Below are 15992 nucleotides of genomic sequence, written 5' to 3'. Positions count from 1 at the left end.
GTCCCCGAACAAAGGAGTTTTATCCATGAAAGAACAGTTAGCGAACATCCGGTCCCAGGCCCTTGCGGCCATCGAGGGGGCCGCCGATCCCGCCGCCCTGGATGCCCTCCGGGTTCAGTACCTGGGCAAGAAGGGAGAGCTCACCAATGTGCTGAAGAGTATGGGCTCCCTCTCCGCCGAGGAGAGACCCGCCATGGGCCAGCTGGCCAACGAGGTCCGGGCCGCTCTGGAAGGGGCCATTGAGGCAGCCGCCAGGAAGCTGGAAAAGCAGGCCCTGGAGCAGAAGCTCCGGGACGAGGCGCTTGATGTGACTATCCCCGGCAAGGCGGTCAAGCTGGGCCACAAGCATCCCATGTATATCGCCCTGGACGAGATCAAGGACATCTTTGTGGGCATGGGCTTTACCGTGCTGGATGGGCCGGAGGTGGAGCTGGCCGAATACAACTTTGACCGCCTGAACGCCGACGAGGGCCATCCCAGCCGGGACTGGTCGGATACCTTCTACTTTGACGAGGACAGCCGGGTGATGCTCCGCAGTCAGACCAGTCCCATGCAGGTACGGGCTATGGACACCATGCCCCTTCCTATCCGCATCATCGCCCCCGGTCGTGTGTACCGTAAAGATGAGGTGGACGCCACCCACTCCCCCATGTTTCACCAGGTAGAGGGCATGGTCATCGACAAGGGCGTCACCATGGCCGACCTAAAGGGCACCCTAAATACGGTGGTGGAGCAGCTGTACGGCAAGGGCACCAAGACCCGCTTCCGCCCTCACCACTTCCCCTTTACCGAGCCCTCCTGTGAAATGGACGTGCAGTGCCACAAGTGTGGCGGCGTAGGCTGTCCCACCTGCAAGGGAGAAGGCTGGATCGAGCTGCTGGGCGCCGGCATGGTCCACCCCCGAGTGCTGGAGATGGCGGGCATTGACCCCAATGTGTATTCAGGCTGGGCCTTCGGCATGGGTCTGGAGCGCACCGCCATGCGCCGCTTCAAGATCGCCGACCTTCGGCTCATCTTCGAGAACGACGTGAGATTCTTAGAGCAATTTTAACTGTTCCAAGAATCAATTAGGAATTAGAAATTAGGAGTCAGGAATTGGGGCGTCCCTTTCGGCGGCCTGATTCCCAGCCATCCGGCGGCAGCCGGACCCCAAAATTCCTAATTCCTAACTCCTCATTCCTAATTCAAACAAAGGGAGTTTTATAATATGAATCTATCTCGCAAATGGCTCAGCGAGTTCGTCACCGTTGAGGCCAATGACAAAGACTTTGCCGAGGCCATGACCTTGTCTGGCTCCAAGGTGGAGCTGACCCACGACCTGGGCTCTGAAATTTCCAACGTGGTGGTGGGCCAAATCCGGTCCATGGAGCGCCACCCCGATTCCGACCATATGTGGGTATGCCAGATCGATGTGGGGCAGGCCGAGCCCGTCCAGATCGTCACCGGCGCCTGGAACATCCATCCCGGCGACCTGGTCCCTGTGGCCCTGCACAAGTCCACTCTGCCCGGCGGCAAGAAGATCGAGAAGGGCAAGCTGCGCGGCGTGGTGTCCAACGGCATGATGTGCGGTCTGTCTGAGCTGGGACTGGACGAGCGGGACTTCCCCTACGCTGTCATAACCGCCGCCGCTCTCCTAAACGACTACCACCCTCTGGATAAGGACAAGCCCTCCATCCCCGCCGATATCAAGGCCGGGGACAAGGTATTCGGCCCCGTGGTGTGCGCTAAGGTGTTGGAGGCCTCCGCCCAGCCCAACGGCTCCTTCCACACCTGTCTGGACCTGGGAGGCTCCACCGCCTGCCCCGACACAGCATGCGCCAACCTCCATGAAGGAGATTTAGTGGCCTATAACACTAAGATGGACTCCATCTGCACTCTGGCCGACCTCCACGCCCAGCAGGCAGAGTTCCCCCACTGCATCCCAGACGGTATCTTTATCCTCCGCGAGGACTGCAAGCCCGGAGATGACCTGAAGCCGGTCGTTGGCCTGGATGACCATGTGGTGGAGTTTGAGATCACCCCCAACCGCCCCGACTGCCTGTCGGTCATCGGCTTGGCGAGAGAAGTGTCCGCCACCTTTGACCAGCCCCTGCGCCTCCATCAGCCCTTGGTCAAGGGCGGGGCCGAGGGTTCCCTGGTGGAGCTTCTGGACGTGGAAACTCCGGCGGCCGACCTGTGCCCTCGGTACACCGCCCGGATGGTGCGAAACGTAAAGATCGCCCCCTCCCCCAAGTGGATGCGGGAGCGGCTGCGGGCTATGGGTGTGCGTCCCATCAACAACATCGTGGATATCACCAACTATGTCATGCTGGAGTACGGCCAGCCTATGCACGCCTTCGACTACCGCTACGTAAAGGGGGGCAAGATCATTGTTCGCCGGGCGGAGGAGGGCGAGGAGCTGACCACCCTGGACGGCAATGTACGCAAGCTGACCGCAAACCATCTGGTCATCGCCGATGAGCATCGGGCAGTTGGCCTGGCGGGCATCATGGGCGGTGAGAACTCCGAGATCGTGGCTGACACGGTGGACGTGGTCTTCGAGTCGGCCAACTTTGACGGCACCTGCATCCGTAAGGGGGCCCTGGCTCTAGGGATGCGCACCGAGGCCAGCGCCAAGTTTGAAAAGGGACTGGACCCCCTGAACACCCTCCCCGCCGTAAACCGGGCCTGTGAGCTGGTGGAACTGCTGGGCGCCGGCGAGGTGGTGGACGGCGTCATCGACATCCTCAACTTCGTGCCCCAGCCCCGGATCCTGACGTTGGAGCCGGACAAGATCAACGCCCTGCTGGGTACCGAAATCAGTGCCGCCGAGATGACCGCCATCCTGAAAAAGCTGGACTTCCAGGTGGAGGGGGACCAGGTTACGGTCCCGTCCTGGCGCGGCGACGTGGTGGGTATGGCCGACCTGGCCGAGGAGGTAGCCCGCTTCCACGGCTACAACAAGATCCCCTCCACCCTTGTTCGGGGGGAGACCACCCGGGGCGGCTACTCGCCGGAGCAAAAGCTGGAGCAGACCCTGGGCTCCGTATGCCGGGCCTGTGGGTATGACGAGATCATCACTTACTCCTTTATCTCCCCCACCTACTATGACAAGATACTCTGGCCCGCCGACTATCACGCCCGCAAGAGCTTCAAGATCCTCAACCCCCTGGGAGAGGACACCTCCATTATGCGTACCACTACCCTGCCCTCTATGCTGGAGATCCTGACCCGGAACTACAATTTCCGCAACAAGTCTGCCAAGCTGTATGAAGTGGGCCGGATCTATCTGCCCAAATCTGGCTCCGCCCCTGTTTCTCCTGACGATCCCGCTCTTGCCGCTTCCAGGGAGAAGCGGGAGAACATGGGGCCAAACGGGCTTGCGGAAGCCCTTACCGGCGCGATGAATCAGATGAATCAGGACGACGGCCTGGCCAACGAGGCCAAGGTGCTCTCCATGGGCGCCTATGGCGAGGATATGGATTTCTTCACCCTGAAGGGGGCCGTCGAGGCTATTCTGAAGGAGATCCGGGCAGTAGACATCCACTTCGAGGGGCCCACCGGCGCTCCCTCCGACGCCTCCTGGCACCCCGGCCGGGTGGCCACCGTGTGGTCCGGCAGTGACTGTATCGGTATCTTCGGTCAGATTCACCCTCTGGTGGCCCAGAATTACGGGGTGGATGCCGAGCTCTACTGTGCGGAACTGTCCTTCGACGAGCTGATGCTGGCCAAGGGCCCCGATCCGGAGTATGTCCCTCTGCCCAAGTTCCCCGCCGTCACCCGCGATATCGCCGTCGTCTGTGATGAGGCCGTTACCGTAGGGGCCCTGGAGCAGGCAATCAGGAGAGGAGCCAAGGGTCTGCTGAAGGAGGTCTCCCTCTTTGATATCTACCGTGGGAAGGGCGTGGCCGAGGGCAAGAAGTCTGTGGCCTTCAATCTGGTCCTCCGGGCGGATGACCGCTCTCTCACCAGCGAGGAGGCCGACGAGGATGTGAAGGCGATTCTGGAGACGCTGGAGCGGGACTGCGGCGCCGTCCTGCGCTGAAGTTTTCCATCTGCCGCTCCCCCGCGGGGTTTCCGCGGGGGAGCTTATATTCTGGCGGGACTATCATCCCGCCTCCCCTTTTTAGGAGGTAATCCCATGGTACGCTTTGAATGTGACTACGCCGCCGGGGCTCACCCCAAGGTGCTCCAGGCCTTGGTGGACACCAATCTGGAGGAGCATCCCGGCTATGGCACGGACCCCCACTGCGACCGCGCCCGGGCCCTGCTCCGGGACCTGTGCCAGGCTCCCGATGCCCATATCCACTTCCTGGTGGGGGGTACTCAGGCCAATACCACCGTGATCTCTGCCGCCCTTCGGCCCCATCAGGGCGTCATCTGTGCCCAGACTGGCCACATCAACGTCCATGAGTCCGGAGCGGTAGAGGCCACAGGTCACAAGGTGCTCACTATCCCCAGCCAGGACGGCAAGCTGACCGCCCACCAGATCGCCCAGTTCTGTCAGGGCCACTATGACGACCCCACCGCCGAACACACGGTCCAGCCGGGCCTCATCTATCTGTCCCACCCCACCGAGCTGGGTACCGTCTATTCTGTTGCTGAACTGGAGGACATCCGCAGGGTGGCTGACCAGTACCACCTGACCCTGTTTGTGGACGGGGCCAGGCTGGTCTATGGCTTGGCCGCTTCCGATGTAACCCTGCCCGATCTGGCCCGGCTGTGTGACGTATTCTATCTGGGGGGCACTAAGGCGGGCACGCTCTTTGGTGAGGCGGTGGTCATCACCCAGGATTCCCTGAAACAGGACTTCCGCTACCTCATCAAGCGGCACGGCGGGCTGCTGGCCAAAGGCAGGCTGCTGGGCGTCCAGTTCGAGGCGCTGCTGGAGGACGGACTTTACCTGGATATCGGCAGAAGGGCGGTGGTCCAAGCCATGCGGCTGCGCCAAGGCTTTTTGGACAAGGGCTGGCCCCTGCTGGCGAACTCTCCCACCAATCTGCAGTTTCCTGTCCTCCCCGACCACGCCGCAGCGGCCCTGTCCCAGCGATACTCCTTTAGTTTACAGTCCAAGCCGGACCCGACCCATACCGCTGTCCGGTTTTGCGTCTCCTGGTCCACCCGGGACGAGGATATCGACGCCCTTCTCTCCACGATCCGCGCCTTATAGGCAGAAAGAGCCATGGAAAAATTTTTCCATGGCTCTTTTGTAACAATTTGCCCCAATCTGCATCCTATAAGCAGAAAGGAGGGAGAAGATGGAATCTTTTGAAGCGGTCTACGAGGAGCTGTTCCCACAGGTGTACCGGTATCTGTTGGTCCTGTGCGGCGACCGGGATCTGGCAGAGGAGTTGACCCAGGAGACTTTTTTTCAGGCCATCCAGCACATCGACAGCTTCCGGGGAGATTGCAAGCTCTATGTCTGGCTGTGTCAAATCGGCAAACGGAAATATCTAGCCGGATTGCGGCGGCAGAAGCGGAGCGGGGAGATGCCCAATCTGGAGCGCCAGCCCAGCCCCGACCAGTTGGAGGAACGGCTGCTGGACCGGGAATCCGCCATGGAACTTCACCGCCGGCTCCATGCCCTGCCCGAGCCCTATCGGGAGGTCTTTTCTCTCCGGGTATTTGGAGAGCTGTCCTTTGGAGAGATCGCTCAACTCTTTTCCAGGACAGAGAGCTGGGCCCGAGTAACATATCACCGGGCCAGATCAAAATTAAAGGAGGAAGATCAATGAACTGCAAAATCATTCAGGATCTGCTGCCCCTGTACCGTGATGAGGTATGCAGCCAGGAGAGCCGCCAGGCGGTAGACGAGCATATTCAAAGTTGTCCCCACTGTGCCGAGGTCCTACGCGAGATGGGAAGGGAGGAAAATCTGGACAGGGAGACAGCGGATGTGGACCGGGAAAAGGCCCAAGTCATAGCGGGCGTCAAACGCCGCTTCTCCCGCCGGAAACGCCTGTCTGTGCTGGCCACAGCGGCTGCCATGCTGGCCATGTTCCTGGTGTTCACCGCCGCCGCCGATGTAGAGCGGCCCGTGCCGTACCAGGAGGGCATGGTGGACGTCTCCCTGGCTTCAGACGGCGTCATCGACATCTACTACTATGGGGGAAATTACGCCTCGTTCCGGGTACTGGACCGGGAGATCGATGGACGGACGGCGGTCTATCTGTGCTATACCAAAAATATCAAATCCAACCTTACTCCCCTGTTCAGCCACGCAGGCAGGCCTGAATCCTCCGGCCACTTGTCCATTGGGAATGGGCTGCTGCTGGACACCGTAAAGGGGGCCGCTGTCCAGATTCCCTCCCAGGATCAAATTCAGGAGGTGTATTATCTGGCGGGAGACTATGCCGCTTTAGAGGATATGGGCGAGGCGGAATTTTCCGCTGCCACCGATGGAGCGGTCCTCCTCTGGCAGCGGAGTTAAGCTCCAGGCGACAGCAAAGGCCGGCGCACAGTCTGTGCGCCGGCCTTCTCTACTGTTACTGGTCCTTCATCAACAGGTACATAACTGCCTTCTGGGCGTGGAGGCGGTTCTCTGCCTCGTCGAATATCTCGTTTGCGTGGGCCTCAAAGACCTCGGCTGTGATCTCCTCTCCCCGGTGGGCGGGCAGACAGTGCTGCACCATGCAGCCGGGGTTGGCCAGCGCCATCAGCCCGTCGTTGATTTGATAGCCCGCAAATGCCTTTTCCCGAACGGTCTTCTCCCCCTCCTGGCCCATGGAGGCCCACACGTCGGTGATCAACACATCGGCCCCTGCCGCCGCCTCCTGGGGGGTGCGGAACAGAGAGAAGTGGAAACCGGGGTCGCTCCTGGCAAAGTCCAGCACCTGGGAATCGGGATCGTAGCCCTCGGGGCAGGCGATTGACACCTCCATCCCCGTCTTCAGCCCGCCTACGATCAGGGAGTTGGCCATATTGTTGCCGTCCCCAATGTAGCACAGCTTCAGTCCTTCCAGCACCGCCTTATGCTCTCGAATAGTCAGCAGGTCGGCCAGCACCTGGCAGGGATGGCAGAAGTCGGTCAGGCCATTGATGACCGGGATCTTGGTGTTCCGGGCCAGCTCCTCCACCTCGTCCTGGCCAAAGGTGCGGATCATAATTCCGTCACAGTAGCGGTCCAGCACTCTGGCCGTATCCTCAATAGGCTCCCCTCGGCCGATCTGACTCTCCTTGCCAGACAGGAACAGGGCGTGGCCGCCCAGTTGGAACATCCCTGTTTCAAAGGACACCCGCGTGCGGGTGGAGTTTTTCTCAAAGATCATGGCCAAGGTCTTGCCCTTGAGATAATCCCTGTGGATGTTGTGCTTCTGCTCGTACTTCAACTGGTCCGCCGTATTCAGGATCAGGGTGATGTCTTCCTGGGACAAATCCAGCAGCTTTAACAAATCTTTTTTCATATCAAATCACCAATCTTTGCAGGAGGGAGGCGTGAAGATGGAGTATCTCTCCACCCCTCACTTTTCTCTCTCCACTCTATCATAACAGCGCCGCTTTCATAATGGACAGCCCCTTGTCCATCTCCTCCTGGGTGATGGTCAGGGGGGGCAGCAGCCTCAAGCCGGGTCCCGCAGTGAGAATGAGCAGGCCGCTCTCGATAAGCTTGGCGGCCAGCTGGCTGTTGGTTTGCTCCCCCACCACATCGATGCCGATCATCATCCCCAGCCCCCGAGTCTTGCCCAGGCAGGGCAGCTCCATGGCTTTGATGGCCTGGCGGAGATACGCCCCTTTCTCCTTCACTTGGGCCAAAAAGGCGTCGTCCATCCGGTCCAGTACATGGCAGGCGGCGGCGGCGGCCACAGGGTTGCCCCCGAAGGTGGTGCCGTGAGTGCCGGGAGAGAACACCTCTCTGCACTTCTCATTGGCCATGATGCCGCCGAAGGGCAGTCCGCCAGCGATGCCCTTGGCGAAGGACACCACATCAGGCTGGATGTGATACTGCTGGAAGGCAAACAGGGAGCCGGTACGGCCCATGCCGCTCTGAACCTCATCGACAAGGAGCAGCCAATCCCGCTTGGCGCACAGCTCCGCCACTTTTTGGACGAACTCCAGGTCCAGGGGCAGTACCCCTCCCTCTCCTTGGACCAGTTCCATCATGACGGCGCACACGTCATGGCCGGCCACCGCTTCCACGCTATCCAGGTCGTTGGCATCGGCATAGCGGAACCCCTCGGTGAAGGGGAAAAAGTAGTTGTGGAACTTATCCTGCCCCGTGGCCGCCAGAGTCGTGATCGTGCGTCCGTGGAAGGAGTTACGGAGGGTAATGACCGTTCCGCGGCCCTTGCCATACCGATCAAAGGAGTATTTCCGGGCCAGCTTGATCATGGCCTCGTTGGCTTCCGCCCCGGAGTTGCCAAACATCACATTGGACATTCCGGTGCGGACACACAGCTTGTGGGCCACCTTGGCATAAGGCTCGGTGTAAAACAGGTTGGAGATATGTCCCAGCTTGGCCGCCTGGGTGGAAACGGCCTCCACCCAGCCCGGATCGCCGTATCCCAGCGAGCACACACCGATGCCGGCGGAAAAGTCAATATACTCCTTTCCGTCCACAGCCCAGACAGTAGCCCCTTTTCCGTGGTCAATGGCCACCTGGAAGCGGCCATAGGAGTGCATCACATACTGCTCGTCCAGAGCCTTGATCTCTTCAAAGGTCATGGTGTTCCCCCTTCAATCATATCCCCGCGAAACATCTTTTCCGCAAGGAATTCCGACACTCATCGGCGCGGAATCATAATTTTCTCTCGTTATCCTCCAGGATGGCACCGGAAATGTGACATCTCCCACGAAATTCCTCCCGACGGTCTCGAAAGAAATCGAGGGTAAATTCATGCGATCCCTCTCCGCCAGATGCCGACGCCATTTAGGGGCGCCTTTAGTTGGTCAGCATGGTGCCGATGCCCGCGTCGGTGAGCAGCTCCATCAGCAGGGAGTGGGCCACCCGGCCATCCAAAATAACCGCCGACTTGACGCCGGAACGGACAGACTCCACGCAGCATTCCACCTTGGGGATCATCCCTCCAGAAATGACTCCCTCCCGCACCAGGGCAGGGACAGAGGAGAGTTGCAGCTCGGGGATCAGGGTGGCCTCATTCTTGGGATCCCGGAGCAGGCCGCGCACATCGGTAAGCAGGATCAGCTTCTCCGCCTCAAGGGCCACAGCCAGCTTGGCGGCGGCAGTGTCGGCGTTAATATTGTAGGACACCTCCGCATCTACCCCCTGGGCCACTGTGGCTACCACAGGGATATAGCCGTCATTCAGGGCGTCAATGACCGGGGCGGCGTCCACCTTGGTGATATCCCCCACCTGGCCGTATTTGTCATCCAGCTTTTTCGCTTGGAGAAGGGCACCGTCCAGGCCGCACAGCCCCAAAGCCCGGCCTCCCAAGCGGTTCAGAGTGGCTACCAGGTCCTTATTCACCCGGCCGCACAGGACCTGCTGGACAATATCCATCGTCTCCTCGTCTGTATAGCGCAGTCCGTCCACGAATTTTGACTCCTTGCCCAGCTTTTTCAGCATCTCGCTGATCTCCGGGCCGCCGCCGTGAACCACCACTACCCGGATCCCCACCAGGGACAGCAGAATGATGTCGGAGATGACGGCGTGGCGCAGCTCATCAGAAACCATGGCGTTGCCGCCGTATTTCACCACGATGGTCTTACCAGTGAATTTTTGAATATAAGGCAGGGCCTCAGCCAGCACCTGGGCCCGGTCGATCTCATTAAAGGACATGGGACAGATCCCTCCTCATTTTTTATCAAGCAGCTTCCCCATCCGAGGGATGGCCGCCGCCAAAAGCAACAGCCCGCAGAAAGCGGCCGTTCTGATCCCCTCGTCCCGGAAGCTGGAGCCGTACCAGTAGTAGGACATTCCCACTTTGTCGTTGGGGTACAGGATCACCCCCAAGGCGCGGAGCACGCCGTACAGCAGCCCGGCGCTCAACCCCAGAACGAGAAGGCCAGCGCACCATCTCCCCACCCGGCTTTTTATTCCCCGGCGTGACAGCACCCCTAGGACTACTGCCGGAAGAAGATAGATGGGAAGCTTCAGGAGCAGCTCCGCCCCCAAGTCCTTCACCAATGCAGCCATCTCAGCGCAGCGCCTCCCATTTTCCAGGATCAGGTGCGGTAGTCGCCGTTAATTTTCACATAGTCATACGTCAGGTCGCAGCCCCAGCACTCCGCGCTGTCCTCCCCCTCGTGGAGGTCCACGGCAATGATGACCTCCTTCTGAGACAGGACCTCCTTGGCCTTGGCCTCGTCAAAATCTACGGCCTCACCCTGTTTACAGACCAGGAGTTCCCCTGCGGCAGAGCGGAACGTCACGTCCACATGCTCCGGGCGGAAGGGGGCTTTAGAGTACCCCATGGCGCACAGCACCCGGCCCCAGTTGGCGTCGGCGCCAAACATGGCCGCCTTCACCAAGGAGGAGCCCACCACCGACTTGGCCAGACGCTCGGCGCTCTCCTCGCTGCGGGCGCCGGACATGAGGCAGGTGATCAGCTTGGTGCACCCCTCGCCGTCGGCCGCGATAGACCGGGCCAGATAGCGGCACACATGGTCCAGGGCAGCCACAAAGATCTCGTAGTCTCCGTCCTTCCACTCGATAAGGGTGTTGCCCGCCAGACCGTTGGCCAGCACCGCACAGGTGTCGTTGGTGGAGGTATCCCCGTCCACGGTCACCCGGTTAAAGGTTCTCGCTGCCACCTGGTGCAAAGCATCGGATAGAAGTTCGTGGGTAATGGCGCAGTCAGTGGTGATAAAGGCCAGCATGGTGCCCATGTTCGGATGAATCATGCCGGAGCCCTTGGCGATAGCCCCCATCCGCACCTCTTTCCCGCCCAGCTCAAAAGAAATCGCAATCTCTTTTTTCGCTGTATCCGTCGTCATAATGGCATTGGCCGCGCTGTCGGAGCCGTCCCTACCCAAAGCGGCGGCTGCCTTTGGCATACCTGCCTGAATCACACCGATGTTGATCGTTTTTCCGATGACTCCGGTGGAGGCCACCACAAAGTCCTCTGGCTGGCGGCCGGTGGCCTGGGCGGCGGTAGCGCACATGGCCTGGGCGTTCTCGTGGCTCAAAGGGCAGCAGGCATTGGCGTTGCCGCTGTTGGCCACCACACCCCAGGCGGTTCCGTCCTCCAGGTGGTCCATGGTGACATACACCGGGGCGGATTTCACCCGGTTCAGGGTATAGACGGCGGCGGCAGCGCACTCCCGCTCCGACAGGATCAGGGCCAGGTCGTTCTTATCCGGGCTGCTGCTGGCCTTGACGCCACAGTGGACACCGGCGGCCTGGAAGCCCCGGGCGGCACACACGCCGCCGGAAATTTCATTCAACATGAGGGATACCCTCCTTTTATTTCATCGGGGCGCACAGTGCGCGCCCCACCGCAGGACACGCTATTACAGGCTAAGTCCGGCAGTTTCTTCAAACCCCATCATAATGTTCATATTCTGGACCGCGGCCCCCGACGCTCCTTTTCCCAGATTATCAAACTGGGCAGTAAGCAGCGTCTGCTCCTGCGTTCCGGAAACCGTGATCTCCAGGCTGTCCTTTCCCGCAAGCTGGCTGGTATACAGCCGGGGACCGGTCCCTCCGAAGGGGGTGACCTGGACCAGCTTCTGGTCCTGGTAGTAGCCGGCCAGCAGATCGTGGACGTCCTGGGCATTGGGCGTACCCTTCAGCAGATGGTTCTGGAGCATAACAGTGGTCGCCATCCCCTTGTAGATATCCCCCAGCACCGGCAGAAAATTGGGTGGAAAGTCCAGGCCCGCCACCTGACGCATCTCAGGCAGGTGCTTGTGACACAGGCCAATGGCGTAAGGAGCCGGAGAGTCCAGCAGAGGGTCCCGGTCCGGTGCCTCATACTCAGCAATCATCTTCTTTCCTCCGCCAGAGTAGCCGGTGAGGGAGTAACAGGATAAGGGGTAGTCCCTGGGCAGCACCCCCAGCTCTATCAGGGGGGCCACCGTGGACAAAAAGCCAGTGGCGTGACACCCTGGGTTGGCCACTCGGGAGGAGAACTTGATGCGCTGGCGCTGGCCGGGCAGCAGTTCGGCAAAGCCATATACCCAGCCCTCCGCCGTCCGGTGGGCGGTGGAAGCGTCAATAATTCGGGTCTTAGGGTTTTCTATGAGGGACACCGCCTCCACAGCGGCGGCGTCAGGCAGACACAGGAACACCAGGTCGGCGGCGTTGAGGAATTTCTTTCTCTCCTCTGTGTCCTTTCGCTTATCCTCGTCGATAAGGAGCAGCTCGATGTCCTCCCGGCCGCCCAGCCGCTCATAGATCTGCAGGCCGGTGGTGCCCTCCTTACCGTCGATATATACCTTTGGCTTACTCATATGGACCACCTGGATTTCTTTGAAATGATAGTTCTATTATGGTCTAACCTGGGAATTTTTGCAATGGCTTATTTGCGCTCTGCCACAAATTCTTCAATCAGGGCGATCTGCTTCTCCACGCTCTCCTTCGCCGGGCCGCCATAGACCTTTCTTTCATTCACACAGGTCTTGAGGGCCAGGGCCTGGTACACGTCCTCATCAAACAGGGAGGAGATGGCCCGGAAGTCCTTTAAGGTCAGCGTATCCAGGGTGTCCCCCGTCTTGATGCACAGGTTGACCAGCCGGCCCACGATCATATAGGCCTCCCGGAAGGGCAGCCCCTTTTTCGTCAGGTAGTCGGCACAGTCGGTGGCGTTGATGAAGCCGCCGGCCGCTGCCTTGGCCATATTCTTAGGCCGCACGGTCAGGGTATCCACCATGGCGGCAAACACGGGCAGGCACAGCTCCACCGTGTCAATGGCGTCAAAGACGGCCTCCTTGTCCTCCTGCATATCCTTGTTGTAGGCCAGGGGAAGGGACTTCATCACAGTAAGCAACGTGACCAGGGCACCGTACACCCGCCCAGTCTTGCCCCGCACCAGCTCGGCCACGTCTGGGTTCTTCTTCTGAGGCATGATGGAGGAACCAGTGGAGTAGGCGTCGTCCAGGTCCGCGAACTTGAACTCCCAGGAGCACCACAGCACGATCTCCTCAGAGAACCGAGACAGGTGCATCATCAGGATGGACAGGGTGGACAGCAGCTCGATGGCGTAGTCCCGGTCGGACACTGAGTCCATGGAATTGTCGGTTGGTTTTTTAAAGCCCAGAGCCTGGGCAGTGGCGAAGCGGTCCACCGGATAGGTAGAAGTGGCCAGGGCGCCCGCCCCCAGGGGGCACTCGTCCAGCCGCTCCAGGCAGTCCTCCAGCCGGGTGACGTCCCGCTTGAACATGTTAGCGTAGGCCATCATGTAGTGAGCAAAGGTGGTGGGCTGGGCCCGCTGAAGGTGGGTATAACCCGGCATGACGGTGTCTAGGTTGGCCTCGGCCTTTTTGACCAGGACCTCCTCCAGCGCCAACACCTGGCCAATGATAACAGGGATTTCCTCCTTGACATACAGCCGGGTGTCCACCGCCACCTGGTCGTTCCGGGAACGGCCGGTGTGGAGGCGCTTGCCCGCGTCGCCGATGCGCTGGGTCAGCATGGCCTCGATGTTCATGTGGATGTCCTCGTTGTCCAGGGAGAACTCCACCTTGTCGTCCTCAATGTCAGCCAGGATAGCCTTCAGGCCCTCTACGATCTTTTCCGCCTCATGCGCCTCGATGATCCCCTGCCTGCCCAGCATCTGGGCGTGGGCGATGGAGCCCTGGATATCCTGCCGATACAGCCGGGCGTCAAAACCGATAGAGGAGTTAAAATCGTTCACCAGTGTGTCAGTTTCCTTTTGAAATCTTCCTGCCCATAACTTCATGTCAGTTACCTCACAAATATTAAGAATAGAATGGAGAGCGAAGATATTGGGCTTATCTCCACTCTCCACTCTTAAATATTACAGCTTGCCCTGCTCTCTTAGCGCCTGTACCTTGTCGGGAAGGCCCCACAGGTTGATAAAGCCCTGGGAGTCCTTCTGGTCATAGTCGCTCTCCTCAAAGGTCACCAGATTCTCTGAGTACAGGGTGCAGGGCGAGGTGATGGAAGAGGTGATGATATTGCCCTTGTAGAGCTTCAGCTTCACAGTGCCGGTGACGTACTTCTGGGTATCCACGGCGAAGGCGGTCAGGGCCTCCCGCAGGGGGGTAAACCACTTGCCATTGTACACCAGATCGGCAAAGTCCACCGCCAGCTTCTGCTTCATGTGCTTGGTATCCTTGTCGATGGTGATCTGCTCCAGCACCTCGTGGGCCCGGTAGAGGATGGTGCCGCCGGGAGTTTCGTACACGCCCCGGTCCTTCATGCCCACCAGCCGGTTCTCCACGATGTCCAGCAGGCCGATGCCGTTGGCCCCGCCCAGCTCGTTGAGCTTGCGGATGATGTCGGACGCCTTCATCTTCTCCCCGTCAATGGCCACAGGCCATCCCTTCTCAAAGTCCAAGGTGACATAGGTGGGGGCATCTGGTGCCATGGCGGGGGACACGCCCATCTCCAGGAAGCCGGGCTTGTCATACAGGGGCTCGTTAGCGGGGTCCTCCAGGTCCAGCCCTTCGTGGGACAAGTGCCACAGGTTTTTGTCCTTGGAATAGTTGGTCTCCCGGCTGATCTTCAGGGGGACGTTGTGGGCTTCGGCGTAGTCGATCTCCTCGTCCCGGCCCTTGATGTCCCACTCCCGCCAGGGGGCGATAATCTTCATCTCAGGGGCAAATCTCTTGATAGCCAGCTCGAACCGGACCTGGTCGTTGCCCTTGCCGGTGCAGCCGTGGCAGATGGCGTCGGCGCCTTCCTTCTTGGCGATCTCCACCAGCCGCTTGGCAATGATGGGCCGGGCAAAGGCGGTGCCCAACAGATAATCCTCGTACTTGGCCCCCATCATCATGGACGGAATGATAACGTCGTCAACCATCTCGTCGGTCAGGTCCTCGATATACAGCTTAGAGGCGCCAGTCTTGATAGCCTTCTCCTCCAGCCCGTCCAGTTCAGTGCCCTGCCCCACATCGCCGGAAACAGCGATGATCTCAGGGTCATTATAGTTCTCCTTCAACCAGGGGATGATGATGGATGTATCCAGACCGCCGGAGTAAGCCAGCACTACTTTTTTTACTTGAGCCATGATTTTTCCCTCCAAATCTCAGTGCGGGGCGCGCTTTTTCCTCTGTCTGGTGCTCTGCGCCGTCCGCTCTGCTTTCCATGGCAACAGTCTACCACTCCCCTAATGTAATTGCAAGAGGTTATTTGCATTAATATGCATATGCTAACAATTATTTTCCATATATATTCACCAAAAATGAATATATATTTGAATATTCCGTTTATTTATTCAATTTAATGCAAAAAAACATCCCCGGTCCGGGGACCGGGGATGTTTTGTGGGCTTTAGCCGGCCTGGATGGCGGCGGAGATGGCGTCAAAGACCGTATCCTGGTCCTCACACATAACCATCAGGATGGTGCCGTCCTCCAGAGTTTCCAGTCTGGCGTTCTTAGCTACCTCGTACTGGTCAGCCAGATACATCTCAAAGCTGCTCTTCTGTTGGTCGATGTAGCCCTGCAGCCCCTCTTTCACAGCGTCGGCCTTCCCCTCGGCGGGCATGACGGCGGCGATGGCGTAAGCCTTGACATTCATCATGGAGGCACTGATCCCAAAAGCGGTCATATCGCCAGTATCCAGCCCCAGCATCTCAAGGAGCATAGCGGAGCCGTCGTCCTCTTTTTTCTCTGTGATCACAGGGTTATACTCCACCATCTCGCCGCCGTTGTCTGTGATGGCAGTATGGTAGAGCTGGGCCAGTTCCTCCGGGCTCTTGTCAGACGTGGTCCCGCCGTTTCCGGAGCAGCCAGACAGCCCGGTGACAGCCAGGGCCAGGACAAGGGCAAGCGTTAAAATCTTCTTCATAACATAATCCTCCGTTTTGTCGTAAAGTTTCAGCCTATTTAGCTTTCCCTCTATTAGACGGCCCCTATCCCAAAAAGTTCCCTCCTTTTCCGTTTTTTATCATGTGCGGATAACAGGCCGGGAGGCCGCCGGCAGAAAC

The 15992-nt window shown here is 59.3% G+C and carries 14 protein-coding genes; 5 read left to right on the top strand and 9 right to left on the bottom strand.

Annotated elements, in window-relative coordinates; genetic code table 11:
• Window positions 1–25: 25 nt before the first annotated feature.
• The 5 genes from pheS to MCG44_RS03795 all read left to right on the top strand — a co-directional run bounded on the left by pheS (window position 26) and on the right by MCG44_RS03795 (window position 6409).
• Complete coding sequence (gene pheS, locus MCG44_RS03815) at window positions 26–1051, top strand: phenylalanine--tRNA ligase subunit alpha (RefSeq protein WP_186853301.1); 1026 nt, start codon at window positions 26–28, stop codon at window positions 1049–1051.
• A 156-nt stretch (window positions 1052–1207) separates the two neighbouring features.
• Window positions 1208–4024 (top strand): phenylalanine--tRNA ligase subunit beta, encoded by a 2817-nt coding sequence (pheT, locus tag MCG44_RS03810; protein WP_240286895.1) that lies wholly within the window; start codon window positions 1208–1210, stop codon window positions 4022–4024.
• Between the two features lie 96 nt (window positions 4025–4120).
• Window positions 4121–5149, top strand: a complete 1029-nt coding sequence (locus MCG44_RS03805; RefSeq protein ID WP_186853299.1) for a threonine aldolase family protein — start codon at window positions 4121–4123, stop codon at window positions 5147–5149.
• Window positions 5150–5237: 88 nt separating this feature from the next.
• On the top strand, window positions 5238–5714 hold the full coding sequence (locus MCG44_RS03800; RefSeq protein WP_240286893.1) for an RNA polymerase sigma factor: 477 nt from the start codon (window positions 5238–5240) through the stop codon (window positions 5712–5714).
• The gene (locus tag MCG44_RS03795) at window positions 5711–6409 is read left to right on the top strand and encodes a zf-HC2 domain-containing protein (protein ID WP_240286891.1); all 699 of its coding nucleotides are present in this window, start codon (window positions 5711–5713) and stop codon (window positions 6407–6409) included. Before MCG44_RS03800 ends, MCG44_RS03795 begins: the two co-directional genes overlap by 4 nt.
• Before the next feature lie 55 nt (window positions 6410–6464).
• On the opposite strand, the gene argF is transcribed toward MCG44_RS03795, so the two are convergent.
• From argF to MCG44_RS03750, 9 genes are all read right to left on the bottom strand, one after another.
• Complete coding sequence (gene argF / locus MCG44_RS03790; protein WP_147570916.1) at window positions 6465–7382, bottom strand: ornithine carbamoyltransferase; 918 nt, start codon at window positions 7380–7382, stop codon at window positions 6465–6467.
• 79 nt (window positions 7383–7461) lie between these two features.
• A complete protein-coding gene (locus MCG44_RS03785; RefSeq protein ID WP_240286889.1) occupies window positions 7462–8640 on the bottom strand; it encodes an aspartate aminotransferase family protein in 1179 nt (392 codons plus the stop codon).
• 217 nt (window positions 8641–8857) lie between these two features.
• On the bottom strand, window positions 8858–9715 hold the full coding sequence (gene argB / locus MCG44_RS03780; protein WP_147570918.1) for an acetylglutamate kinase: 858 nt from the start codon (window positions 9713–9715) through the stop codon (window positions 8858–8860).
• Window positions 9716–9730: 15 nt separating this feature from the next.
• Window positions 9731–10072 (bottom strand): hypothetical protein, encoded by a 342-nt coding sequence (locus tag MCG44_RS03775; RefSeq protein WP_186853296.1) that lies wholly within the window; start codon window positions 10070–10072, stop codon window positions 9731–9733.
• 29 nt (window positions 10073–10101) lie between these two features.
• On the bottom strand, window positions 10102–11325 hold the full coding sequence (argJ, locus tag MCG44_RS03770) for a bifunctional glutamate N-acetyltransferase/amino-acid acetyltransferase ArgJ (RefSeq protein WP_240286887.1): 1224 nt from the start codon (window positions 11323–11325) through the stop codon (window positions 10102–10104).
• A 63-nt stretch (window positions 11326–11388) separates the two neighbouring features.
• On the bottom strand, window positions 11389–12330 hold the full coding sequence (gene argC, locus MCG44_RS03765) for an N-acetyl-gamma-glutamyl-phosphate reductase (protein ID WP_240286885.1): 942 nt from the start codon (window positions 12328–12330) through the stop codon (window positions 11389–11391).
• A 68-nt stretch (window positions 12331–12398) separates the two neighbouring features.
• Window positions 12399–13778 carry an argininosuccinate lyase gene (gene argH / locus MCG44_RS03760; protein WP_240286882.1) on the bottom strand — a complete coding sequence of 460 codons (1380 nt, stop codon included), beginning with the start codon at window positions 13776–13778 and terminating at the stop codon, window positions 12399–12401.
• A 78-nt stretch (window positions 13779–13856) separates the two neighbouring features.
• Window positions 13857–15071: an argininosuccinate synthase gene (locus tag MCG44_RS03755; protein ID WP_186853295.1), complete on the bottom strand. Its 1215-nt coding sequence runs from the start codon at window positions 15069–15071 to the stop codon at window positions 13857–13859.
• Between the two features lie 263 nt (window positions 15072–15334).
• Complete coding sequence (locus MCG44_RS03750; RefSeq protein ID WP_147570923.1) at window positions 15335–15853, bottom strand: DUF4358 domain-containing protein; 519 nt, start codon at window positions 15851–15853, stop codon at window positions 15335–15337.
• Window positions 15854–15992 lie beyond the last annotated feature (139 nt).

It is taken from the genome of Lawsonibacter sp. OA9, from assembly GCF_022440585.1.
This window is presented reverse-complemented; position numbering and strand designations above follow the sequence as displayed.